The sequence below is a fragment of the Pseudomonas sp. D1HM genome, assembly GCF_019266105.1.
GTDB lineage: Bacteria > Pseudomonadota > Gammaproteobacteria > Pseudomonadales > Pseudomonadaceae > Aquipseudomonas > Aquipseudomonas taetrolens.
The window spans coordinates 1-21,589 of record NZ_LRMN01000028.1; the positions used below are offsets into that span (position 1 = coordinate 1).

Sequence of the window (21,589 nt, forward strand, 5' to 3'; positions counted from 1 at the left end):
GAGAATCCGGGGCTATTCACGATGCTATTCAATCCAGTCAAAATTCTCTGAGTAGAATGGAGCTTTTCGCTTAGTGCCTGTTGATCCAGCATCTTGAAGTGATGCTGGCTAAGGTTATTGAAGCTGAGGCCGGCAATAGTGAGCACCGCCGTTACAGCCAGCATGAACATCAGACTCATACGGCTCGTCAGAGACATTCGCTTCATTTCGACTCCGAATCAGGAGAGTCGAGCATGTAACCCATACCTCGCGAGGTATGAATCAGCTTGACCTCAAAATCATCATCGATTTTGGCTCTCAGTCGCCTGATCGCCACCTCGATAACGTTGGTATCGCTATCAAAATTCATGTCCCAAACTTGGGAAGCGATAAGCGATTTTGGCAACACCTCTCCTCGACGACGCAGCAACAGCTCAAGCAAAGCAAACTCTTTAGCTGTCAGATCTATACGTTTACCTCCACGGATGGCCCGACGCTTAAGCAGGTCCACTTCCAGATCGGCCAATTTCATATAGGTTTGCGAGGGAGCGCTGCTACCCCTACGCAGCAGCGTTCTAACGCGAGCCAAAAGCTCAGAAAAGGCGAACGGTTTGATCAGGTAATCATCTGCCCCGAGTTCAAGGCCCTTCACTCGATCTTCGACGCGGTCTCGCGCCGTGAGGAAGAGCACGGGAACATCCTTCCCGGATGCACGTACCTTCTGGAGGACTTCCCAGCCATCCAGCCCAGGCATCATGACGTCGAGAATCAGCAGGTCATAGGCTTCGCTCAAGGCGTGCTGAAGTGCCTCTTTGCCATCGGTAAACCGATCAACATTGAACCCCGCCTCGGTGAGTCCTTGCTGCAAATAGATGCCTATTTTTGGTTCGTCTTCAGCAACAAGAAGTCTCATAGGAGTGGCTCTCAAGTAATTATGAAACGGAGTCTGCAACGAAAAACACAAGCCAAGCAGCAACTGACAGAAAAGTAATATTGGCTTCAGGTATATGTCAGCGACCGCTGTCTATGGTCAAAAATGAGCATTTCCCTAATGCTCAGCCGACTCTTCAGCATGAACCGTATTTGGAGCCGGAAAACAATTCCAAAAGGAGCGGCACCATGAATCGCTTAAAAGTTCTTATTCTTGTGAGCTCGCTACTCGTCTCGTCTTCTCTATGGGCTGAAAGTGGCGGAGACCGGGTTGTAGAGCGTATGGAAAACCTGCGCAACAAGGCTGAATCTGTGCTTATACAAGCTGAAAGAGCTCCTGAAGGGCAGCGTCATGTCCACATGGCCGAGCATATGAATATGCTTGGGGAGATCATGAGTCAGCTCCATCAAGATCACCCAGACGCATCGATGTCACCTCAGCAGCACCTCGCTTGGATGGAAAAGCACGACAAAATAGTTGATGACGTTTTGAGCCAAATGCAGCGTGAGCACAAATTGATGCTTTCTGAAAACCATCAGTGACCAACCTAGTCTCATTGGGGTTTGTTAACCGCTCCGCTGAACACGGCGTTACCTGGGCGCCGTGTTTTCTTTTGAAAACTGACAGAAATGTAGTGTTCAGGTCAGTTAACTAGCAGCTCATTCCCTTTAGCATAGCCAGTGATTCCCTCTTACTCTCGAGGTCACCATGAAAGCTAAGCTCATTACCCCTGTTATTGCGGCAATCACCCTAATCTTCGGTGCTACGGCGATCGCCAGTGTTGGTCATGGTAAAGAGGACATCGGCCAGCCCGGTGTCTCTTCTAAGGTTACCCGTACGGTGGAAGTGGAGATGGGTGATGTTTTCTTCAAACCTAAAAGCATCGACGTCAAACCGGGTGAAACGGTCCGATTCGTCCTTCGCAATGAGGGTTCGCTGCTGCACGAGTTCAACATCGGCAAAGCCGCTGCTCATGCGGCACACCAAAAAGAAATGGCGAACATGTTCCAGAACGGGGCGCTAAGCCCCACCGGGGCCGGGAAAATGATGAGCGACATGGGCCATAGCATGGGAGGGATGAAGATGGTCGAAATGGAACACAACGACCCGAACAGCGTGCTGATCGAGCCAGGCGCAACCAAGGAGCTGATCTGGACCTTCAACACCACCACTGGGCTTCAATTTGCTTGCAACGTGCCGGGGCATTATCAATCAGGGATGGTCGGTCAGATTGTCCTGAAGTAGGTCGTAGTAGGCTGCAAACCACGCGTCGACGAAAGCGTTGGCGCGTGATAATCAACCGGCGTTCGATCCGCGCAGATCACGTTACCCTGGAAGAGTTGCGGGCACCATTGGAGGCCATAGTGAGGAGGCGCTGAATTAGACTGGTCGAAACTCGATCGTCAGATGGCTGACCTCGTGAACCGACTTGAGACGTTCACGAATGCTGTCGGCATTCGCAGTGGCCTCACCAAGGACGCTGACGATTGCCGCATGGGCTTGTGGCCCAATCTGCCAGACGTGCAAGTCCGTAATGGTGGCATCCCCCGGCGTCTCAACCAGTTCACGGATTTCCTCGGCAACATGCGCATCGGTCTGATCCAGCAGTACACCTGCAGTGACCCCCATCAAGGTCCATGCCCACCGCGCAATAACGATGGCACCGACGATGCCCATGACCGGGTCCAGCCACACCCAGCCGAGATAACGGCCGGCGAGCAGTGCCACAATGGCCAGAACCGAAGTCAGCGCGTCCGCGATGACGTGGACGTAGGCCGATTTCAGGTTGTTGTCGCTCCCGTGATGGGCATGGTCATGATCATCATGATCGTGCCCATGGCCCAGCAGCAGGGCGCTGGCAATGTTGACGATCAAACCGGCAATTGCGATGAGCGTAGCGGTGCCGAACTGCACGTCCGTTGGCTGGAAGAGGCGCATGACAGACTCAACGCCAATTCCCAGGGAGACCATGCCGAGAATCAACGCCGAGGCAAACCCGCCTAGGTCTCCAACCTTTCCGGTACCGAAACTGTAGCGCTGGCTGGAAGCGTGGCGTTTTGCATATCCGTAAGCGACGGCCGCGATGCCCAATGCTACGGCATGGGTTGCCATATGAAAGCCATCGGCCAGTAACGCCATTGAGCCAGTTATATAACCGGCGGTGATCTCGCCAACCATCATCACAACGGTAAGTGCCACAACCCAAAGCGTACGCTTGGCATTATCGTCGTGCGCTGAGCCAAGGAACACGTGGTCGTGGGTGTGTTTGATGTCGATACTGCTCATGAGTGATTCCTGACAGCGTTTACTTGGAGTAGCGGCGAATGGCTTCAAGAAGCTCTTCGACGCCCTTACTTCGCTCTTCTTCACTGAGAGCAGGGTTCGCGACATGCTCACGCGCATGCTCCTCGATGATTTCCTCCATCAAGCCGTTCATGGCACCGCGAGTGGCGGCAACAAGGTGCAGTGTTTTGGCGCAATCGAGATCCGATTCCAACGCTCGCTCAACCGCTTGAAGTTGTCCGGCGATACGTTTTACACGCTTGAGAAGATCATCTTTGTTTGCTGCGATATGGCCCATGGGATACCTCTCCTACCTATACGTCGCACATGATAGGCATACCCCCTATACCTATACAAGGTTCGCAGGCGTATGGGGCATTAAAAAACAGTGAGCAGGAAAGAGAGGTTCAAATCTGAGGATGAAGCAGAGGGCCTGGAGTGTTTTCTTCTGGCCGTGCTCTGCCGGCCATGGCCTAGATGCGTACTGGTCGAACTCGATGCAAATCGGGTGGTTAGATCAAATGAAAACGGTTGGTCAAGTCTGTGCTGTCATACATCAATGACACTCACAATTTGAAACAGACAATTATTGACATTGCCATAGTGTCAACCTTGATGCTGTCGGTGCGGTGTAAAGAGACCGCTCAGCACGAGAGGAATAATCATGTTCATCTTAGATGTATCAGGCATTGGTTGCGGCGGTTGCGTCAGCAAAATCACTAAAGCAATTCAGTCCTTGGACAACAAAGCTACGATTTCCGTGGATCGGTCCGCCGGAAAGGTGAGTGTTGAAAGTAGCGAAAGCTCAGAGCAAATTCGTAAAGCTGTCGAGGCGTTAGGTTTTCCTTCCCAAATCAGCACTTGAATGCTGACACCTACCCTTGGCCCATAGTCAGCGCCCCTTATGCGGATGGCTCACAAGACCCTGCGCTACTAATCTCCTCGCAGAGCTTTGAGCAAACCTTTGAATGCACCATTCAAACGAGTAAAAGCGGCATCGAAACGTATCCCATTTTCTGTGTATTTTGCGACCTCAACCTGCTGATCGACAGTATTTTGATCGATGGCAGGTTGAACCGGAGTGCTGTAAAGCAAACCGCTTCCGTAAATATCACTTGCTGAATCTTTTCCGGCAATATGTTTTACATTTGGCGTTTTCAAAGAAAACGTATTAGCAAGGTTTTCTCTATTCTGACTTGCAAGCACAGTAGAGAAGTCCATATCTCGAGCTTTGAAGTTCGGCGTATCGGCGTTTGCGATATTATTACTCAGGATTTCAGCTCTTTGACTACGATAAAATAACGCTCTTTCTGATGTGCCAAGTGCTTTCTCAAAGTTAATGCTCACACTCAATCACCCTTGATGGCTCAATTTTTTCCAAGAACAACTAATACTTTGATTTTGCCGCAGTGCATCTAGGTTCATACACGAAGCTCCGGCATAGAAATCTAAAAACGACTTCACCTTGAAAGCACCTAAACCAAATCAATTACCCACCTAAAGCTGAGGCTAAATAAACAGCCGTGCGACTCGAAAAGATCGATACTTTACGTATTGAATAGCGTATTCCTCAAGAGAAATATGCCAACCTGACACAACTGTAATATTCAGCTAAGGCTTCTGACAGGGCATGAGTTTTATAGTCCTATTGAGCCTTAAGCTCTCCCCTAAGAATCATCGTTTGATGTGGATTTAGGGATTACCAATACTCCCAGAGGACACTAAAATGAAATCCATCAAAGCTTTGTTCATCATTGCAGCCCTAACCGTCTCTTCTTTTGCTATGGCTGAAGGCGGTGGTGACCGGACGTTCGCCCGCATGGAAGTAGCTAGGAATAATTCAATGGAATCGTATCAAATAGCCCAACAACAGAGCACCCAGCCCCCGATCGCAGAAAGCAAAGTCAAAGCGATGGGCCACAAGAATTGCTGAATAGCTTACTGCGCATCAAAACTGACAGAAATGTAATCACTGTGATGGTTCAAATGTGGCAATTTCTGAGCTCGCTTGCCGTAAACACTCGTTTTTAGTGACGGCGAGCTAAGCTCATTCGGGCGCATCCCCCCGAGAGAGTTCCTTCAACCTGTTGAGCAACTCATTGGTTGTTTCGCACGGCTTCCCTTTTTCACTGATCGGACGTAAACGGCATGAATTCCAAAACCTCTAGGCGGACATTCGTTAAAGGCCTGGCCGCTGGTGGCGTTCTCGGCGGCCTTGGTCTGTGGCGCACTCCTGTATGGGCAGTGACCAGTCCTGGTCTGCCGAGCATTCTCACCGGTAACGAATTTGATCTGTTTATTGGTGAAACCCCTGTAAATATTACTGGCTCGCCGCGCACAGCCATGACCATCAATGGTTCGTTGCCCGGACCTTTGCTTCGTTGGCGCGAAGGCGAAACGGTCACACTGCGTGTGAAAAACCGCCTAGACCAAGACACGTCGATTCATTGGCACGGGATCATTCTGCCCGCCAATATGGACGGTGTACCGGGGTTGAGTTTCCATGGCATCGCGCCCGACGGGATGTACGAGTACAAATTCAATGTGCATCAAAACGGCACATACTGGTACCACAGCCATTCAGGCTTGCAGGAACAGGCAGGCGTATACGGTCCAATTGTCATCGACTCTAAAGAGCCTGAACCTTTTCAATACGATCGCGACTATGTGGTGATGTTGACTGACTGGACCGATGAAGATCCTAGTCGTGTCATGGCCAAGCTCAAGAAGCAATCGGACTACTACAACCACCACAAACGTACCGTGGGCGACTTTATCGGCGACGTCAGCAAGCAAGGTTGGTCTGCTGCTGTGGCCGACCGCAAGATGTGGGCTGAAATGAAAATGAACCCCACTGATCTCGCAGACGTCAGTGGGGATACTTACACCTATCTCATGAATGGCCAAGCGCCTAACGGTAACTGGACCGGTATTTTCAAGCCGGGCGAGAAGCTGCGCCTGCGCTTTATCAACGGTTCAGCTATGAGCTATTTCGACGTTCGCATCCCTGGTTTGAAAATGACCGTTGTGGCGGCTGACGGTCAACATGTCAAACCAGTCAGCGTCGATGAATTCCGCATCGCCGTGGCAGAAACGTATGACGTGATCGTAGAACCTACCAGCGAAGAGGCTTACACCATCTTTGCCCAGTCCATGGATAGAACCGGTTATGCACGTGGAACCTTGGCAGTTCGAGAAGGTTTGAAAGCACAGGTACCTGCGATCGATCCTCGGCCGCTTTTGACCATGGATGACATGGGTATGGGCGGTATGGAGGGCATGGACCATGGCGGCATGGCTGGTATGGGCGGCGATATGAAGCAAGGTGAAATGTCAGGCATGGCTGGCATGGATCACAGCAAGATGACGGGGATGAACCAAAGCGACATGACCGGCATGGACAGCGGTGACATGTCTAACATGGCCGGCATGGATCACAGCAAGATGGCGGGAATGGACAAAGGCGACACGTCCAATATGGCCGGCATGGACCACAGCCAGATGGCTGGGATGAGCGATATGAGTGGCGAAATGCAGGCCCATCCAGCATCCGAAACCAACAACCCCTTGGTTGATATGCAAGCCATGAGCCCTACGCCAAAGCTAAACGACCCTGGCATAGGTTTGCGGAATAATGGTCGTCGAGTCCTCACCTACTCTGATTTGAGAAGCACTTTCCAAGACCCTGACGGCCGCGAGCCCAATCGCACTATTGAACTTCATCTGACCGGTCACATGGAGAAGTTTTCGTGGTCCTTCAACGGAATCAAATTTTCAGACGCAGAGCCGCTTCGTCTGAAGTATGGGGAGCGTCTTCGGATCACCCTGGTGAATGACACCATGATGACCCATCCCATCCACCTTCACGGCATGTGGAGCGACCTTGAAGACGAAAATGGCAAGTTCATGGTGCGCAAGCACACAATTGACATGCCACCAGGTACTAAGCGCAGTTATCGAGTCACCGCTGATGCCTTAGGTCGCTGGGCCTATCACTGCCACCTACTTTTCCATATGGAAATGGGCATGTTCCGTGAAGTACGGGTTGATGAGTAAAGGAGACGATCTGTGAGCACATACGTAAATCGTAATAAATCGCTGGTGGGTTGCCTCTTTGCCGTTGGTCTGATGGGCGGACTCTCTTCTGTGGTGATGGCAGGAGAAGATAGTAGTGATCATTCATCTACTGCGAAAGCAACTAACAAACCTGCAACTACGGCAAACGAAACTAAGCCCGATCACGGTTCAATGGACCACAGCAAGATGGGGTCTATGGATCACAGTAAGATGAGCATGGACGACGGGGAAATGGAAGGTATGGAAAGCATGAATGGAGGGGCGACCGCCACGAGTCGAACCCCGATCCCTGTACTTACCGACGCTGACCGTGCAGCCGCCTTTCCAGATGTGGCAGGTCATGGTGTCCACGACAAACAACTCAACTCCTTCATGCTGCTGGATAAGTTTGAGTACCAGGATGCTGATAACGGTAGTGCACTGGCCTGGGATGCGAAAGGATGGATCGGCGGTGACGTTGACCGATTGTGGTTGCGCTCGGAAGGCGAACGTACCAATGGTGTAACGGAAAGCGCTGAACTCTCCGCACTTTGGGGACACGCCATCGGTCCGTGGTGGGATGTCGTCACCGGCGTACGGCAAGACTTCAAGCCCGGGTCGCCACAAACTTGGGGAGCGCTCGGTATACAGGGCATGGCCCTGTATAACTTTGAAGCCGAAGCCACTGCCTACATCGGTGAGAACGGTCAGACCGCTGCTCGATTTGAGGGCGACTACGACATTCTGCTGACCAATCGCCTGATCTTGCAGCCTACAGCCGAAGTAAATTTATACGGGAAAAATGATCCTCAGCGTGGCATTGGGTCTGGATTGGCTAACACCGAAGTAGGGTTGCGATTGCGTTACGAGATTGTTCGCCAATTTGCCCCCTACATTGGAGTTAGCTGGAACCGCTCCTACGGCAAGACGGCCGACCTGGCGAGCGATGAAGGAGAAAGGACCAGCGAGGCTCGATTTGTTGCCGGTATTCGGATGTGGTTCTGAGTGCATAGCATGAAAAAACATTGACCTCTGCTGGTGTGGTCGCCGCAATAGTAGCTGCCGGTAAGGTGCTCCCTCTGGATATCTTCATGCAGATGCAGCCGAAGAGGTAACTGAAGCAGAGGACCATCATGGCGAGAGACCGCGACTACGGTGAGGTAGCAGCACCTTCTCAGGATGAAAGTACCCAACATACCCATCCTTAGGGCGGTGAGGCTTCACATGACGCGTCTTCAACTCCGACCGCTTAGCCAAAAAATCATACCCATGCTGATGGGAAGGAACATACCCATGCGAAATAACATTTTTCGTCCTGGTCGGGCACTGCGCCTCGCTGCACTCTCGGTTCTGTTTATCAGTTCCGCAGGTCATGCCACAGAATTGCTGACGATCAACGTCCATCGTGACGCTAACTGTGGATGCTGCAAGAAGTGGATGGAGCACCTTGAAGCCACCGGTTTCACCGTCGTTGATCATGTAGAAACCAACATGAGCAGAGTCAAGAAAGACTTGGGTGTTATTCCGCGTCTCTCGTCATGCCACACCGCTATGGTCAACGGAAAATTTGTTGAAGGCCATGTACCTGCCGAGCAAATAGTTGCTTTGATCAAACGCGACGACCTTATCGGGATTGCTGTACCTGGCATGCCGACAGGGTCGCCTGGTATGGAGGTCGGTGGAAAGCAGGATGCTTATCAGGTCATTGGCCTGAGCAAAACAGGTATTAACCAAGTGATTGCCGAATACCCGGCAAACTAGTTTTCAAACTTTCCTTAATTCTTGCGTGGTCACTGCCCTTGATCATGCAAGTGACGGAGTGCTTACTCTAATGAGCTATCAAAATTGAGATGGACTCCGCACTGGCTATAACCATCTACCTGTAGGTTGGCAAAAAGCTATGGAGCATTTGTAGTCGTATGGGTGACACACCATAAAAAAGGCGCCACTAGGGCGCCTAAACCATCTCCACAACCAAAGGAGAAACACAGAGATGGGGTGTATCTGGTAAGCGAACATTTGTTGCTAGCTAGCATTTGTTAATAGAGTGGCAGTAGTTACTCAGCAATAAATCGAACCTAATCCAAATAAGAATCGAAAATGTCAGCACTCGTCGTTACTTGGCAACCATTAAACACATGCGCTCCAGAGAACCTACCATGGCTACCTTAGTCTATCCTCCGCGTGGGCAGTTAGTACCCATAACCCTGTACTCTACAGTGTTGAGCTTGCCAGCCGAATCTTCAAAGGTCATACGCGAAGGCGCTACAGCACAGTCTATATTGGCTTGCGTCATACTGACGATCTTATGAATATCTAGGTCCATACCATATTTATAATGAACAATTTCAGGGTTAGACTTCCCGTTTTTCAAGGCGTACTGCTCCATCGCCTGTTGGTTTTCTTGCATCATCCGACCGTAAACGCGATCACCACCTCCTTCAGCTATTGCCAAAGACGACAAGGCCAATATTGAAATGGTAAAAAATGCTTTAAATACTTTCATGATTGTCTCCTAGTGCTGACTTACTTCTGACTAGAGAATAACCAATGATACCTTTCAGAATGCTGCCGCGAATATTACTTATGTGTCAGGTATTGTGAGCCCGGCTCCTGGCTTGCAAGGTGTCTAGAGAATCCGGGGCGATTCAGACAGTTGCTACCGCACCGGTGGGTAGAGCTCCATCGCATTGATCAAATGGGCGTAACCCACTAGATTTCCCATTTTTTCCCCTGTCGCTGGCTAGATTTTCTTAACCGCGCCAAGATTTTCTTAAAATGTGCGCCGAACACTCAGAAAATATTAACCGAAAATGGCCGCGCAACCACTATTTTGGGGCTTTCCGCTTATTGGCGGTAAGCGTCCCGCAATCACACCTTACCGCATTGCGCTTTCTGGACGACCTGGGCTTTGAACGTTTTGGGATAAGAGCTACGTTGGCGCATGGAAATCCTAGCGATAAGGGTGATTGCGTTCGCTTAAAAATACGCGGACACAATCGCCCTTAATGCTGGAGTTCGGTAGGTGAGTTCGCCGGACGGTTACTGCTATGGGGCATCTCAGCCAGAACGCAGTCACTGAGTGCGAGCTACCCAACTGAGCTGGGAGTTGAACTGCTGAAAAGCACGGTTATTGGTAGAAGGCTGCCGACCCGTAGAACTCAAGTGGAGTATAATCTTCCTCTTTCCTTCGAAGCTGACGGATTAAATCAAATTCTCTTCCAGTTTTGGAGGCAAGGTCGTCTGCGATCTCTAATGTAGACCTCCTAATTGCAAGCATCGCCATCTTATAGGCGTCGAAATAAGAGTTCCCAGCCGCCAAATTGAAAGCTAGATAAGCTCCGAACGCTGCTGCTGGATAACCCATGACAGGCCATAGATGGGAAATTGTCGCTTGATCTGCGCTCGCTAAACCTGGGGCTATACCGATTTTTGGTAGAAAACCGCGTTCCTCAAATCGCGCTCCGTCACAAATGTTTAGAAATGCTAATCGCCGTTTATCCATGACTGGAGCCTGCTCCCATAGATCCTCAAGCGAAACGGATAAATTATCCCCGATGTGCATTTTCACATGTTTAGGAGACCAGTGATCAAACTCGCCGTGGGATGCGACCCAAATAATATCGTACTTAGGGTCTTTATAAGCGTCGATGAAGCTTTGTTGCGTGGCTTCGGTGAAGCAGACCACTTTTACGGTGGCTCCGGCAGATTCAAAGATGTGCTTAATTACTTCGGCCTCAAGTTCTTCTGTAAGACTTCCGCCACCACACCAAATCAAAACATTTTGCGGTTTTCTGTCAGATTTTGGAGTGGATAACGATGAGGTTAGCGGCCATGTTTCACCCCGCACTTTGAGCTGTATCGCTTGCAGCGGGGTACACTCAGTATCAAGAATCAACTGGTATAAAGGTTTGGCGTTGAACGGAAATGGAGAAAAGCAATAGCTTCTAGTTAGGGCTGTTTCGTATTCTGTAGAATTCCCATACTTAGGGATTCCTATTCTATTTGGAATTGTTAGACCAGAGTTGTCGGAATAAGCGATGGTTTTTGCCACGCCTAAAAAATGGTTGCTCGATTGTACCAGTTGCTCGATAAAGGTCTGAGTATCACGCTCAATGAATATTTTCTCGTCGCCTAAAGCTGCGAGATAGCCATGCTCACCGAACGGAATAGATATGTACAGATCTTGTGCATTGATATTGGAATTGGCTGTCAGTAACTGGTGCCACAGCAGTAAACCGTCAAGCGTGACGTGGGTTTTACCGGCGTTCAAGCTGTTGACGACAAACGGCAAAATTGAGCCGCTCCGCATTGCTGCATCACGAAAGAAATTAATTCCGTCAAGCTTTGACTTATAGAAACCTTGGACAAGGTTTATCTTTCTGAGAAGTGCGGATGGGTCTCCATCCTTATTGCCTGCATAGATAGTGGCTAGCAGTTGCAGCTTATGCGGCTCAGCGAGGTTTTCATTGAAGTCGGCGAGTGCCTTTGCTGCCCACTCATGCGATGCTTTGCTTGAGAACGCACTTGCTGTAGTAGACAAGGTGTAATAATGAACGGCACGGACTTAATCTGGTAGAGTATTTTTGCCAGCGACAGACTCTAGGTATGGAACGAAAGTCTTGGCCAAGTCAGGCGCTTCTTTTGCTGCCCAGCATGCCATTTGACTTCCAAGATTTGCTTCGTCAATGTAAATGTATTCCGCAGGCAGATTCATCGTGTCTGTAAAAGTCGATGCGGCGAAGGGCCATAGCTCGCGTGCTATATTGTTCATGGCTGTTCGCTCGCGAGCGTAGTAGTAGAAGGCGCTGAAAAATTTCACCATCACCGGCACAAACCCTGGCCAGGTTCTTACCACCGCTGATGAATAGAAGTCAAAGATTCTCCCCAGATGTAAATTTTTTGAGTGACTGTCTCTGGTGTCTTCTGATAACGCCCATCCAATCCAGCTCCCCATATCAGTTAGTTCATATATACGGTATGACGCGTGAAGTGTTTCGGTAGCAAAAATGAACTGGTAATAGTGGGACAATAGTCTGTCTTCGGCAGGGGCACTATTTTGCTGATCAATTATAAGGCAGATTATGCGTCGGACTTCTGCATGCGAGATGGATGAAGCTAAAGTGGCGTCACGGAAAACTTTGTCAAAGTGCTCATGCAGAATCGCTAGGCTTTGTTCGAGGTTCAATACATTGCTTCCTTCTAGTCTGCATTGATCAATTTATGTATCCGTTGGCCTCAGTCGGACTGCTCCTCTCTATGGGCACTGTCAATGTCGAGCGCCTAAACTGGCTGTGGATGTTTTGGCCGCTGTCAATCCTACCTGCAATCGGCAGGATTTATGTCAACCTTTGCCCCAATCATTGACAGTCAATCCAGTTCTGTAAGTATCGGGCGGTAGCCCCGGTTTCGCGGGGGATTTCGGTGTCAATGGTGATTGGACATAGGTGATACCATGCACTATTGGCCGGATGACCCGCTGGTGGCAGAGGCCACGGCCCGGATCAAACCGCGCAAAGTGTGAGGGGCGTCCGGTCGGCGTTCTGAGGCGGCGTGTCTGTCCACATTGCGGGCTGTAAGCAGGTTACCGGTTCAATCCACGGGCAGCAGCAAGCGCCCCACCACCGGCAGATGGTCGGAGATGGTCAGGGTGTCTTTCTGGCGCACATAGCCTTCAATGCGTTTGAGCTTTGGGCTGTAGAACAGGTAGTCGAGGGTGCGGTCAGGGGTTTCGACCCGTGGGTCGTTGGGGAAGTGGGTCAGCCATAGCTCCCGGTTTATGCCGGTGGCCTCGGGATTGCTGGGGATCATCGGGTATTTCTCCCACAGCTGGTGCAGCTCGCTGTCAGAGGAGTAGCCCAGGCGCTGCTCGGGTGGCAGACGCAGGAACTGGCCGATCGGCAATAGATTGAAATCCCCTCCGATCAACCAGGGTGTGCCTTGACTCTCAAGTTTGTCGGTCAGTGCCGCGACGGCCTGCATTTGCTTGCGCAAGTTGCTGTTGTTCTGCGTCGGTGCATCCAGCTGGGTGTTGATGGCAATCAATTGCCCGCCGTCGTTGAGCGGCAGGTAACTGACCAGCAAGGCGGGTTTTGGCTGGAATTGGCGGCTGATGAGGTTGGCTTCGGCCACGGGCAACTGTAAACGCTCGGCATGTTCGATCTGATAGCGGGCGAGGGTGACCAGTTTGCGGCCGACGCTACCAAAGATATGCCAGTCGGGGACAAAGTCGGCCTTCCAGGTAAAGGTTTGCGTGCTGCAGGGGTAAAGATCCACGAGGCGCTCTTGCAGCAAGGCCAGTTGATCCTGGTAGCCACTGGCCTTGGCGTTCTCGTCGAGTTCCTGCAGCAGCACCAGATCGGGTTGTTCATCGCGAATCACCCGGGCCACCTCATCGAGGCTGAAGGCCATGTCTTCGCGGTTCGGCCGGGTGTCGGGGCCGCTGCCGTCAGCCAGGTCGTACCAGAACACATAGCGCTTGCCCGCCAGGTACTGAACGTTCCAGGTCATGACCTTGAGCGCCTGGCCGGGTGTCAGCACGGGTGCTGTGGCCGGGCAGTTCAGCGACAGCACTTCTTTGGCCTCGGGTCGCCATGTCACGCTGTAAATCAGGCCTGCCAGCAGCCCTGAAATCAGCAGCAAACCAAATACGGTGAGGCGCAGGAAACGTGGCATGGGCTCGGCTTATGACGTTGCAAGAAGTGAACGAGCATACCGGACAGCAGGGGGTAGCCCAAGGTTCTATCGGTTGGGCGCAATTGTCATTTCATGTCAGACGAGTCGCTGATCAGCATAAACAACCGGAACAGGACGACGGATACAAACAACTGCAAGAAGCTGCTGACGCTTTCGAGGCCTACACCAAGCAACGGATTTTCATCCTTGTTCAGCAGCGAGAGGCTCAACTCCTTGAGGATCATCAGCGGACCGAGCACGGCCAGCAGACAGATGAAAATTCTTAAGAAATGGCCTTTGCTCATGGAGAAGCTCGACTTCATGGCGGCCAAGGGCGCCTCACCACGCAGCACTAACCGGTATTCAGAGAACGCCAGCATGACGGTGAGGAAAATACCGGGGACAAAAAACAGCGACAGTCCGAGCACAATCGCCAGGGTGCTGATGGCGGAAAGCAGGGCAAACCGGGGCCACAGCGTCAGCGCCAGTGCCAGCAGCTCGCGGTTACGGGGGCTTTCGCCTCGACTGCGGGCGTCGAGGAACAGAATCAGGGCGCCGGTATACAGCGGGTACACCAGCAAGCCGACCAGCAAGCCGTAGCCGGGCGATGGATCTGGCCCCACGGCGTTTTCGACGATGTGTTGCAGCACGGCTTCAAGAATGACCAGCGGCAGGCACAGCGTCGCGATCTGAACCAGATTGCGCTGGAAGAAGTAGAGGGAGTCGCGAATAACAGTCAACGGATTCATTGTCGGGCATCAGCAGTCAAAAGCGGTGCGTCACTTTAACCGATGAAGGGCCAGGGTGAGCATATCTAAACGCGGCGCTGGGGACACTCGGCGGTTTATCCGCGCAAACCTTCGACAGGCTGGCATACTGCGCCCTTGTTTTTCAGTCGTGTGTCCGCTTGCCGGGCACCATGAGGTTTACCGGTGAAAAGAATTGCGGTCTTCGCGGATGTGCAGAACCTCTATTACACGGTCCGCCAGGCCTATGGCTGCCATTTCAATTACGCCGCGTTATGGGCTGACATCAGTCAGCGCGGAGAAATCGTCGAAGCGTATGCCTACGCGATTGACCGGGGTGACAGCAAACAGCAGCAATTCCAGCAGATCCTGCGCAACCTCGGCTTTACGGTAAAACTCAAACCCTACATCCAGCGCAGCGACGGCTCGGCCAAGGGCGACTGGGACGTGGGCATCACCATTGACATCATGGATTCGGCCGCCGATGTCGACGAAGTGGTGCTGGCCTCGGGTGATGGCGATTTTGACCTGCTGCTCGAACGCATTGCCAGCAAGCACGGCGTTGAAACCGTGGCCTACGGCGTACCGGGCCTTACCGCTAACTCGCTGATCCGTGCCGCTGGCCGCTACGTGCCGATTGAAGGCAGTTTGCTACTCAAGTAATAGCCACTTTTTTACAGGATTGATCAGGTTTGGAACGCATCGCGGTAATTGACTTTGAAACCACCGGCATCTCCCCGAGCAGCAGTTGCCGGGCGACCGAAATTGCAGTGGTGATTCTCGAACAGGGACGCATTGTCGAGCGTTACCAAAGCCTGATGAACGCGGGGGTGCGGGTTCCGGGCTTTATCGAGCAACTGACCGGTATCAGTAACGCCATGCTGCGCAGCGCGCCATCTGCCGAGCAGGTGATGAACGAGGTCAATGAGTTCGTGGGCATCACCCCGTTGCTGGCGCATAACGCGGCCTTCGACCAAAAATTCTGGGACTTTGAAATGGGGCGCATCAAGCGCACCCGGTTGCAGAATTTTGCCTGTTCGCTGTTGCTGGCCCGGCGCTTGATGCCGGGGGCACCGAATCACAAGCTGGGTACCCTGACCACATTCGCTGACTTGCCCCACACCGGCCAGGCCCACCGGGCGATGGCCGATGCCGAAATGGCCGCCAACCTGACGGCACATCTGGCTCAGCAACTGCGCCAAAAACACGGTCTGCGGGAGTTGAACCACGATCTGCTGTGCAGCCTGCAGAAAGTCCCGGCAGCCAAAATCAACGAACACCTCAAACGTTATCGCGGGTTTTGAACCTGTCGTCGCTGCCGAGGCAAAAGGCTGCGGCGACCACGTTGTTTGATCGGTAAAAGTGTACGGTCGCTTTTGCAGCATTCTGTTACTTATTCTTTTCGCCATGCTTGTCTAGACTGCTTCATCCCTTGCCTCTGCCTTTGAGCTGACTCATGCCTGCCGTACGTCGTTTTCCGCTTCAATTGATCGGTGCTTTTTTTGCGTTGTATGTGATTTGGGGCTCAACCTACCTGGTGATCCGCATCGGCATTGAATCCTGGCCACCCTTGATGATGGCGGGCGTGCGCTTCCTTGTGGCCGGGAGCCTGATGTACGGTTTTATGCGCTGGCGCGGGTCGCCTGCACCGACTCTGGTGCAGTGGCGTTCGGCAGCTATGATCGGCTTTTTGCTGCTGGCGTGCGGTAACGGCGGGGTGACGCTGGCCGAACACTCGGGGGTTGCCTCGGGCGTCGCCGCGTTGGCGGTGGCAACCGTGCCGCTGTTTACCTTGTTATTCGGTTTTTTTTGGGGCGCGCGTAACACCCGACTGGAATGGGCCGGGATTGTGCTCGGACTGATCGGCATCGGCATGCTCAACCTCGGCTCCAACCTGCAAGCCAGCCCGATGGGCGCTGCGATGATCCTGTTTGCCGCAGCAGCCTGGGCCTTTGGCTCGGTGTGGAGTCGCCACTTGCCGCTGCCCGCCGGGCCCATGGCCAGCGCCGCCGAAATGCTCGTGGCCGGTGCGGTGCTCTTGATCGGCAGCCTGCTGAGCGGAGAGCGCATGACTGAAATGCCGACCGCCGCAGGGTGGGGGGCGCTGCTGTACCTGGTGTTCTTCGGCTCGATCATCGCCTTCAGCGCCTACATGTATTTGCTGAAAAACGTACGCCCGGCGGCGGCGACCAGTTATGCCTACGTCAACCCGGCCGTAGCGGTGATGCTTGGCATTGCATTTGCGGGTGAGACCATCGGCGTTGAAGAGTGCCTGGCGATGGCGGTGATCATCAGCGCGGTGGTGTTGATCGGCTTGCCGCAGTGGCGCAAGCAGAAACCCGCCTGAATTAGGGTAAACTGCGCGCCATTGCAACTTATGCACCCCTGCGCTGACCTTTTTCGACGGTATCCCCATGACATTCGCCACCCTTGGCCTGATCGAACCCTTGCTGCGCGCCCTTGAGACGCTCGGCTACAAGACTCCAACCCCGGTTCAGGCCCAAGCGATTCCCGCCGTGCTGGCCGGCCGTGACCTGATGGCCGCTGCCCAGACCGGCACCGGCAAAACGGGCGGCTTCGCGCTGCCGCTGTTGCAGTCGCTGACCATGGAAGGCCCTAAAGTCGCCAGCAACTCAGTGCGCGCACTGGTGCTGGTGCCGACCCGTGAGCTGGCCGAGCAGGTTCACGAAAGCATTCGTCAATACGCCGAGCACCTGCCGTTGAGCACTTACGCGGTATACGGCGGCGTCAGCATCAACCCGCAAATGATGAAAATGCGCAAAGGTGTTGATGTGCTGGTCGCCACGCCGGGTCGTTTGCTGGACCTGTATCGCCAAAAGGCCATCAAGTTCAACCAGCTGCAAACCCTGATTCTTGACGAAGCCGATCGCATGCTCGATCTGGGCTTCTCTGAAGAGCTGCGCGATATCTACCGCGCCTTGCCGAAAAAGCGCCAGACCCTGCTGTTTTCGGCGACTTTTTCCGATGCGATCCGTTTGTTGGCCGAGCAGATGCTCGACAACCCCCTGAGCATTGAAGTCAGCCCGCGCAACGTGGCCGCGAGCAGCGTCAAGCAATGGGTCATCCCTGTGGATAAAAAGCGCAAGCCGGAGTTGTTCCTGCATTTGCTGCGCACCCAGCACTGGAAGCAGGTCCTGGTGTTCGCCAAGACCCGCAATGGTGTGGATGATCTGGTGGGCAAGTTGCAGGCGTTGGGCATCAATGCCGACGGCATCCACGGTGACAAGCCGCAGGCCACTCGCCAGCGGGCGCTGGATCGCTTCAAGGCCAGCGAAGTGCAGATCCTGGTTGCCACCGATGTGGCGGCCCGTGGCCTGGACATCGAAGACCTGCCATTGGTGGTCAACTTCGACCTGCCGATCGTGGCGGAAGATTACATCCATCGCATTGGCCGCACGGGTCGTGCTGGCCAGAAGGGTGAAGCGATCTCACTGGTGTGCGCCGATGAAGTGAACATGCTGTCGGCCATTGAAATGCTCACCCGCCAGACCCTGGCGCGGCATGAAGAGCAGGACTTCGAGCCGGAGCACCGCGTCCCGGAGACCGACGCTTCAGGTCAGGTGGTCAAAAAACCGAAGAAGCCGAAAAAGCCGAAAACCTCGGGCGGTGGTGGCAAGCGCAACCTGGGCAAGTGGGTCGACAGCGGCGAAGCCGCACCGGCCGAACCTTCGGTCAAACCGGTGCGTAAAGTGCCTGTGTTCAACACCGGTCCGCGCAAGCGCAAGCCGTAAGCCAGCTCAAAACCCCCACCCCTGCGGCGCGACCACTGGCAAAACAGCCTGTGAGCAAGTAGCCGCCGGTGGGGGCTTCCCAGTCGAGCATTTCGCCGGCGCAGAACACCCCTGGCAATTGCTTGAGCATCAGCTTTTCATCCAGCGCTTCAAAGCGCACTCCGCCAGCCGTGCTGATGGCTTCGTCCAATGGGCGGGCCTTGAGCAGTTTCAGTGGCAGGGCCTTGATGGCCTTGGCCAGAAGCTCGGGGTCGTTGAAGCTGGAGGCGGGGCACAGCTCGCGTAGCAACGCCGCTTTTACGCCATCCAGCCCCAGTTGGCTGTGCAAATGCTTGCTCATCGAACGTGAACCGCGGGGTTTGGCGAGGGCCGCCCGGATTTTATCCACAGCCTTGCCCGGCAACAGATCGATCAGGATCGTTGCCGCCCCCTGTTGGTTGATCGCTTCACGAATGGGCGCTGACCAGGCGTAAATCAAACTGCCTTCAATCCCGCTGGCGGTGATGACACATTCACCCAGGCGTGGCGTGCTGTGTTCCAGCGCAAGGGCGATGTTCTTCAGCGGCGCTCCTGCGAACTTGTTGCGCAGCAGCTCACTCCAGCCTTCGACATCGAATCCGCAGTTACTGGCCTGCAATGCGGCGAGTTCCACGCCACGTTCAGCCAGCAGCGGCATCCAGGCCCCGTCCGAACCCAGGCGCGCCCAACTGCCACCGCCCAGCGCAAGCAGTACCGCATCCGGCTTGAGTTGTTTTTCGCCTTCCGGGCTGTCGATGCGCAACGCACCATCGGCTTGCCAGCCCAGCCAGCGATGGCGGGTGTGGATAACTACACCGGACTCGCGTAAACGCTTGAGCCAGGCGCGTAGCAACGGGGCCGCTTTCATGTCGGTGGGAAACACCCGGCCTGAGCTGCCGATAAAAGTCTCGATGCCCAGGTCGTGAATCCACTGGCACAGGGCATCTGCATCGAAAGCCCGAAGCAACGGGGCCATCTGCGGCGCTCGCTCTGCGTAGCGCGACAAAAAGGCCGGGTAGGGCTCGGAGTGGGTGATGTTCATGCCGCCAACCCCGGCCAGCAAGAACTTGCGCCCCACGGAAGGCATGCCGTCATACACATCGACCTGCACGCCTGCCTGGCTCAACACCTCAGCGGCCATCAGGCCAGCCGGGCCACCGCCGATAACGGCGACGCGATAGGGAAGGAGAGGAGTGGGCTCAGTCATGACAGGCTACAAATCGGCGAAATAAGCCGAGCATTCTACCTGACGGAAAGCTCTGGCAACGTGTTCGTATCCCGGTAGCCGCTGCCGAAGGCTGCGTCCGATAGTGAAGCGATCGTAAACGCCCAAGTCACGCCGGCCGGGAGCTCCCATTGTCTGATGTTGCGACGGATTCGTCGTCGGACGCAGCCTGCGGCAGCGGCTATAGTCGATCTGTTAAAGCTGTACGAAAAACATACAGCGCTCTGTAGCGCTTATGGTCCGTGGCTTGTAGGGGCTTTCACTCAGGTTATCCACAGGCAGTTCCACAGGCATTGTGGGTAAAAAAGAGTTAATAACAGCCGGCGGATGCCCAAACCTTTTGTGCGCTGTGGTGCAAGATTCCGTGACGCTGTGCCAGTGCCTTGCGATCTTTGCTGTATCCGCCGCCGATGACACCGACCACTGGTATATCGCGGCCCAGGCAATGACGCATGACGCTCTCGTCGCGGGCGGCCACACCGGCATCGGTCAGTTTCAAATAGCCGAGGGCATCGTCTTTATGCACATCGACACCGGCGTCGTACAGCACCAGATCCGGTTGATACAGCGGCAGCAGGTAATTCAGCGCCTCGTCGACCACCTGCAAATACGCTGCATCGCCCATTCCCATGGGCAGGCCGATGTCCCAGTCACTTTGGGCTTTGCGTGCCGGAAAATTCTTTTCGCAGTGCAGGGAAACCGTAATAGCGTCTGGCGTGTGTTCCAGAATCCGTGCGGTGCCATCGCCCTGATGCACGTCGCAATCAAAAATCAGTACCCGGCTCACCCGCCCGGTTTCCAGCAGGTAATGGCTGATCACGGCCAGGTCATTGAAGATGCAGAAGCCGGCGGGGTGATCGTAGTGGGCGTGATGGGTGCCGCCCGCCAAATGACAGGCCAGCCCATGTTCCAGGGCTTGCTCGGCGGCCAGCAATGAGCCGCCGACTGCACGCACGGTGCGCCGCGCCAGCGCTTCGCTCCAGGGTAAACCCAGGCGTCGCTGGTCTTCGCGGGCCAGTTCGCCCGCCATGTAGCGCTCTATATAGGTGCGATCATGGGCCAGCGCGAGGATATCCACAGGGCACAACTGCGGGCGCAGCAGTTCTGCATCACGGGTAAGCCTGGACTCGACCAGGTGGTCGCGCAACAGACGGAACTTGTCCATCGGAAAACGATGCTCCGCCGGGAACGCAGGGCTGTAGTCATCGTGGTAAATCAGCGGCACGGGCATAGGGATTTCACGTCGGAACGAGCGTTGGATATTAACAGCGCTGTACACTGCTCGGTATGCGAAAAGCCCGGTAACAAATCGGAGAGCACTGATGGAACAGATTGTTGAACTCGAAAGTGCCCGATTGCGACTGCGTCCCTGGCGTGACACGGACTTGCCCGAATTTGCGGCGATGTGTGCAGATCCTCAAGTGATGCGCTATTTTCCCGCGCCGTTGAACCGCCTCGAAAGCGCGGCGCTGATTGGCCGGGTGCGCGGACACTTTGCCGAATATGGATTCGGCTTGTGGGCGCTGGAGCGCAAGGACACGGGTGCCTTTATCGGTTTTACCGGGCTGTCGAATGTCGGTTTTGATGCCCACTTCGTTCCGGCTGTGGAGATCGGCTGGCGGCTGGCGCCGGAACATTGGGGCCTGGGCTACGCCAGTGAGGCGGCCTGGGCAGCATTGCGCTGTGCCTTTGATCGATTGGCGCTGGATCAGGTGGTGTCGTTTACCAGCCAGGTGAACCTGCCGTCACAAAAGGTCATGCAGGCGATTGGCATGCAACGCGATCTGTCTGGAGACTTTGAACACCCCCGGCTCCCTGAGGGCCACCCGTTAAGGGCGCATGTGCTGTACAGGATTACGCGAGCGCAATGGTTGGAAACTCTGCACGGATAAGCAGGCAGTAGGTGTCATGGCGAAAGCCGAAA

The 21,589-nt window shown here is 54.1% G+C and carries 23 protein-coding genes and 1 pseudogene; 12 read left to right on the forward strand and 12 right to left on the reverse strand.

Annotated elements, in window-relative coordinates; translation table 11 throughout:
* Together AWM69_RS22075 and AWM69_RS22080 are read right to left on the reverse strand one after the other, a co-directional pair.
* Positions 1-206, reverse strand: a pseudogene (locus tag AWM69_RS22075) (hypothetical protein); the annotation flags it as partial.
* A complete protein-coding gene (locus tag AWM69_RS22080; protein WP_010655513.1) occupies positions 203-892 on the reverse strand; it encodes a heavy metal response regulator transcription factor in 690 nt (229 codons plus the stop codon). The pseudogene AWM69_RS22075 and the gene AWM69_RS22080, both read right to left, overlap by 4 nt.
* 206 nt (positions 893-1,098) lie before the next feature.
* Between AWM69_RS22080 and AWM69_RS22085 the strand changes: the two genes are divergently transcribed.
* Together AWM69_RS22085 and AWM69_RS22090 are read left to right on the forward strand one after the other, a co-directional pair.
* Positions 1,099-1,452 (forward strand): co-regulatory protein PtrA N-terminal domain-containing protein, encoded by a 354-nt coding sequence (locus AWM69_RS22085; RefSeq protein WP_010655514.1) that lies wholly within the window; start codon positions 1,099-1,101, stop codon positions 1,450-1,452.
* A 166-nt stretch (positions 1,453-1,618) separates the two neighbouring features.
* The gene (locus tag AWM69_RS22090; protein WP_010655515.1) at positions 1,619-2,155 is read left to right on the forward strand and encodes a plastocyanin/azurin family copper-binding protein; all 537 of its coding nucleotides are present in this window, start codon (positions 1,619-1,621) and stop codon (positions 2,153-2,155) included.
* 135 nt (positions 2,156-2,290) lie between these two features.
* On the opposite strand, the gene dmeF is transcribed toward AWM69_RS22090, so the two are convergent.
* Both dmeF and AWM69_RS22100 read right to left on the reverse strand, forming a co-directional pair.
* Positions 2,291-3,196: a CDF family Co(II)/Ni(II) efflux transporter DmeF gene (dmeF, locus tag AWM69_RS22095; RefSeq protein ID WP_010655516.1), complete on the reverse strand. Its 906-nt coding sequence runs from the start codon at positions 3,194-3,196 to the stop codon at positions 2,291-2,293.
* Positions 3,197-3,215: 19 nt separating this feature from the next.
* On the reverse strand, positions 3,216-3,491 hold the full coding sequence (locus tag AWM69_RS22100) for a metal/formaldehyde-sensitive transcriptional repressor (RefSeq protein WP_010655517.1): 276 nt from the start codon (positions 3,489-3,491) through the stop codon (positions 3,216-3,218).
* A 366-nt stretch (positions 3,492-3,857) separates the two neighbouring features.
* Here AWM69_RS22100 and AWM69_RS22105 point away from each other — a divergent pair, with 366 nt between their 5' ends.
* Entirely contained in the window at positions 3,858-4,058 is a 201-nt protein-coding gene (locus tag AWM69_RS22105) for a heavy-metal-associated domain-containing protein (protein WP_010655518.1), read from the forward strand.
* 68 nt (positions 4,059-4,126) lie between these two features.
* On the opposite strand, the gene flgB is transcribed toward AWM69_RS22105, so the two are convergent.
* Positions 4,127-4,540, reverse strand: coding sequence for a flagellar basal body rod protein FlgB (flgB, locus tag AWM69_RS22110; RefSeq protein WP_019824148.1), 414 nt, complete (start codon positions 4,538-4,540; stop codon positions 4,127-4,129).
* 379 nt (positions 4,541-4,919) lie between these two features.
* Here flgB and AWM69_RS22115 point away from each other — a divergent pair, with 379 nt between their 5' ends.
* The 4 genes from AWM69_RS22115 to AWM69_RS22130 all read left to right on the forward strand — a co-directional run bounded on the left by AWM69_RS22115 (position 4,920) and on the right by AWM69_RS22130 (position 9,010).
* A complete protein-coding gene (locus AWM69_RS22115) occupies positions 4,920-5,126 on the forward strand; it encodes a co-regulatory protein PtrA N-terminal domain-containing protein (protein ID WP_010655520.1) in 207 nt (68 codons plus the stop codon).
* 215 nt (positions 5,127-5,341) lie between these two features.
* Complete coding sequence (locus AWM69_RS22120) at positions 5,342-7,249, forward strand: copper resistance system multicopper oxidase (protein WP_010655521.1); 1,908 nt, start codon at positions 5,342-5,344, stop codon at positions 7,247-7,249.
* 72 nt (positions 7,250-7,321) lie between these two features.
* Positions 7,322-8,254: a copper resistance protein B gene (locus tag AWM69_RS22125; protein ID WP_073514879.1), complete on the forward strand. Its 933-nt coding sequence runs from the start codon at positions 7,322-7,324 to the stop codon at positions 8,252-8,254.
* Between the two features lie 288 nt (positions 8,255-8,542).
* Positions 8,543-9,010 carry a DUF411 domain-containing protein gene (locus tag AWM69_RS22130; protein WP_010655523.1) on the forward strand — a complete coding sequence of 156 codons (468 nt, stop codon included), beginning with the start codon at positions 8,543-8,545 and terminating at the stop codon, positions 9,008-9,010.
* 412 nt (positions 9,011-9,422) lie between these two features.
* Here AWM69_RS22130 and AWM69_RS22135 read toward each other — a convergent pair whose 3' ends face one another.
* The 5 genes from AWM69_RS22135 to AWM69_RS22155 form a co-directional block, all read right to left on the reverse strand.
* Entirely contained in the window at positions 9,423-9,755 is a 333-nt protein-coding gene (locus tag AWM69_RS22135) for a DUF2790 domain-containing protein (protein ID WP_010655524.1), read from the reverse strand.
* 624 nt (positions 9,756-10,379) lie between these two features.
* The gene (locus AWM69_RS22140) at positions 10,380-11,792 is read right to left on the reverse strand and encodes a CHAT domain-containing protein (protein WP_010655525.1); all 1,413 of its coding nucleotides are present in this window, start codon (positions 11,790-11,792) and stop codon (positions 10,380-10,382) included.
* Positions 11,793-11,816: 24 nt separating this feature from the next.
* A complete protein-coding gene (locus AWM69_RS22145) occupies positions 11,817-12,437 on the reverse strand; it encodes a hypothetical protein (protein WP_010655526.1) in 621 nt (206 codons plus the stop codon).
* Positions 12,438-12,841: 404 nt separating this feature from the next.
* Positions 12,842-13,924, reverse strand: coding sequence for an endonuclease/exonuclease/phosphatase family protein (locus AWM69_RS22150; RefSeq protein WP_218728492.1), 1,083 nt, complete (start codon positions 13,922-13,924; stop codon positions 12,842-12,844).
* An 86-nt stretch (positions 13,925-14,010) separates the two neighbouring features.
* Positions 14,011-14,673, reverse strand: coding sequence for a YciC family protein (locus AWM69_RS22155; RefSeq protein ID WP_218728494.1), 663 nt, complete (start codon positions 14,671-14,673; stop codon positions 14,011-14,013).
* A gap of 183 nt (positions 14,674-14,856) precedes the next feature.
* Here AWM69_RS22155 and AWM69_RS22160 point away from each other — a divergent pair, with 183 nt between their 5' ends.
* From AWM69_RS22160 to AWM69_RS22175, 4 genes are all read left to right on the forward strand, one after another.
* Positions 14,857-15,333: an NYN domain-containing protein gene (locus tag AWM69_RS22160; RefSeq protein ID WP_048378294.1), complete on the forward strand. Its 477-nt coding sequence runs from the start codon at positions 14,857-14,859 to the stop codon at positions 15,331-15,333.
* 29 nt (positions 15,334-15,362) lie between these two features.
* Positions 15,363-15,974: a PolC-type DNA polymerase III gene (locus AWM69_RS22165; RefSeq protein ID WP_048378293.1), complete on the forward strand. Its 612-nt coding sequence runs from the start codon at positions 15,363-15,365 to the stop codon at positions 15,972-15,974.
* Positions 15,975-16,126: 152 nt separating this feature from the next.
* The gene (gene yedA / locus AWM69_RS22170) at positions 16,127-17,017 is read left to right on the forward strand and encodes a drug/metabolite exporter YedA (RefSeq protein ID WP_048378292.1); all 891 of its coding nucleotides are present in this window, start codon (positions 16,127-16,129) and stop codon (positions 17,015-17,017) included.
* A 67-nt stretch (positions 17,018-17,084) separates the two neighbouring features.
* A complete protein-coding gene (locus AWM69_RS22175) occupies positions 17,085-18,422 on the forward strand; it encodes a DEAD/DEAH box helicase (protein WP_218728496.1) in 1,338 nt (445 codons plus the stop codon).
* Here the strand turns inward: AWM69_RS22175 and AWM69_RS22180 are convergent.
* A complete protein-coding gene (locus tag AWM69_RS22180; RefSeq protein ID WP_218728498.1) occupies positions 18,391-19,647 on the reverse strand; it encodes a TIGR03862 family flavoprotein in 1,257 nt (418 codons plus the stop codon). The genes AWM69_RS22175 and AWM69_RS22180 overlap by 32 nt on opposite strands.
* A gap of 328 nt (positions 19,648-19,975) precedes the next feature.
* Positions 19,976-20,896 (reverse strand): histone deacetylase, encoded by a 921-nt coding sequence (locus AWM69_RS22185; RefSeq protein WP_218728500.1) that lies wholly within the window; start codon positions 20,894-20,896, stop codon positions 19,976-19,978.
* Between the two features lie 91 nt (positions 20,897-20,987).
* Here AWM69_RS22185 and AWM69_RS22190 point away from each other — a divergent pair, with 91 nt between their 5' ends.
* Complete coding sequence (locus tag AWM69_RS22190; protein ID WP_131652115.1) at positions 20,988-21,557, forward strand: GNAT family N-acetyltransferase; 570 nt, start codon at positions 20,988-20,990, stop codon at positions 21,555-21,557.
* Positions 21,558-21,589: the final 32 nt, after the last annotated feature.

What these genes read in the sequence shown, in the direction of transcription:
- AWM69_RS22080 (WP_010655513.1), bottom strand. Translation starts at nt 892, where the DNA reads ATGAGACTTCTTGTTGCTGAAGACGAACCAAAAATAGGCATCTATTTG.
- AWM69_RS22085 (WP_010655514.1), top strand. Translation starts at nt 1,099, where the DNA reads ATGAATCGCTTAAAAGTTCTTATTCTTGTGAGCTCGCTACTCGTCTCG.
- AWM69_RS22090 (WP_010655515.1), top strand. Translation starts at nt 1,619, where the DNA reads ATGAAAGCTAAGCTCATTACCCCTGTTATTGCGGCAATCACCCTAATC.
- dmeF (WP_010655516.1), bottom strand. Translation starts at nt 3,196, where the DNA reads ATGAGCAGTATCGACATCAAACACACCCACGACCACGTGTTCCTTGGC.
- AWM69_RS22100 (WP_010655517.1), bottom strand. Translation starts at nt 3,491, where the DNA reads ATGGGCCATATCGCAGCAAACAAAGATGATCTTCTCAAGCGTGTAAAA.
- AWM69_RS22105 (WP_010655518.1), top strand. Translation starts at nt 3,858, where the DNA reads ATGTTCATCTTAGATGTATCAGGCATTGGTTGCGGCGGTTGCGTCAGC.
- AWM69_RS22115 (WP_010655520.1), top strand. Translation starts at nt 4,920, where the DNA reads ATGAAATCCATCAAAGCTTTGTTCATCATTGCAGCCCTAACCGTCTCT.
- AWM69_RS22120 (WP_010655521.1), top strand. Translation starts at nt 5,342, where the DNA reads ATGAATTCCAAAACCTCTAGGCGGACATTCGTTAAAGGCCTGGCCGCT.
- AWM69_RS22125 (WP_073514879.1), top strand. Translation starts at nt 7,322, where the DNA reads ATGGGCGGACTCTCTTCTGTGGTGATGGCAGGAGAAGATAGTAGTGAT.
- AWM69_RS22130 (WP_010655523.1), top strand. Translation starts at nt 8,543, where the DNA reads ATGCGAAATAACATTTTTCGTCCTGGTCGGGCACTGCGCCTCGCTGCA.
- AWM69_RS22135 (WP_010655524.1), bottom strand. Translation starts at nt 9,755, where the DNA reads ATGAAAGTATTTAAAGCATTTTTTACCATTTCAATATTGGCCTTGTCG.
- AWM69_RS22150 (WP_218728492.1), bottom strand. Translation starts at nt 13,924, where the DNA reads ATGCCACGTTTCCTGCGCCTCACCGTATTTGGTTTGCTGCTGATTTCA.
- AWM69_RS22155 (WP_218728494.1), bottom strand. Translation starts at nt 14,673, where the DNA reads ATGAATCCGTTGACTGTTATTCGCGACTCCCTCTACTTCTTCCAGCGC.
- yedA (WP_048378292.1), top strand. Translation starts at nt 16,127, where the DNA reads ATGCCTGCCGTACGTCGTTTTCCGCTTCAATTGATCGGTGCTTTTTTT.
- AWM69_RS22175 (WP_218728496.1), top strand. Translation starts at nt 17,085, where the DNA reads ATGACATTCGCCACCCTTGGCCTGATCGAACCCTTGCTGCGCGCCCTT.
- AWM69_RS22180 (WP_218728498.1), bottom strand. Translation starts at nt 19,647, where the DNA reads ATGACTGAGCCCACTCCTCTCCTTCCCTATCGCGTCGCCGTTATCGGC.
- AWM69_RS22185 (WP_218728500.1), bottom strand. Translation starts at nt 20,896, where the DNA reads ATGCCCGTGCCGCTGATTTACCACGATGACTACAGCCCTGCGTTCCCG.
- AWM69_RS22190 (WP_131652115.1), top strand. Translation starts at nt 20,988, where the DNA reads ATGGAACAGATTGTTGAACTCGAAAGTGCCCGATTGCGACTGCGTCCC.